General features: G+C 43.3%; 1 protein-coding gene and 1 pseudogene. One reads left to right on the top strand and one right to left on the bottom strand.

What is annotated here, in order from left to right; translation table 11 throughout:
• Nucleotides 1–348: pseudogene (locus A3761_RS27245) on the top strand (AarF/ABC1/UbiB kinase family protein); the annotation flags it as partial.
• A 5-nt stretch (nt 349–353) separates the two neighbouring features.
• On the opposite strand, the gene A3761_RS06900 reads toward A3761_RS27245, so the two are convergent.
• The coding region (locus A3761_RS06900) for an acyl-CoA dehydrogenase family protein (RefSeq protein ID WP_255374926.1) at nt 354–716 on the bottom strand (363 nt) is incomplete at its 5' end.

Here is a 716-nt window from a genome sequence, read left to right as displayed (position 1 = left end):
ATTGTTGCTAGTTTGGCGGAAGATTATGATGCGCTAGATGATGCGCTTATTAGATTAGGTGCGCGGGTCGAGAGTAAACCTTCACCAGGTTCAGACTACTACAAAGTTTGGCGGAATATTTTATTTGAGCCCTTTCTGACAAATGACGACTATGACTATGAATCTGCTTCTTTGCATATCGAAGCGGCCAAACAAACTCATTTGTTCTTTAAACATATGTCGCACTTTAGCCCGCCGGTTGAAAGCTTATATATTGACCGGATGATAAGTGGTCAGTACTGGATACTCAAAAGTATGGGGGTTAAGGCGGAATTCCGTTCTAAGTTGGCCCCTTATCTGCAAGGCTGATTAAGCTATGCTTCACTGAGTATTTGTTTAGCAATAATAATGCGCTGTATTTCACTGGAACCTTCGTAGATTGTTGTTACGCGTGCATCACGAGTAAGACGCTCTATAGGATAATCTTTAATATAGCCATTGCCTCCTAACAACTGCAGTGCTGTATAACAAGCTTTGTTGGCGGCTTCTGTTGAAAATAGCTTGGCCATTGATGCCTGTTTTGAAAACGGCGCGCCAGAATCTTTTGTGTAGGCCGCGCTCATAAGGAGCAAACGTGCAGCTTCTAGTTCTGTGTAGGTGTCCGCTAACATCCACTGGATACCTTGAAAGTTCGCGATTGCCTTGCCAAATTGCTCACGTTCTTTTGTGTATATCGT

The organism is Oleiphilus sp. HI0123 (genome assembly GCF_001635315.1).
This window is presented reverse-complemented; position numbering and strand designations above follow the sequence as displayed.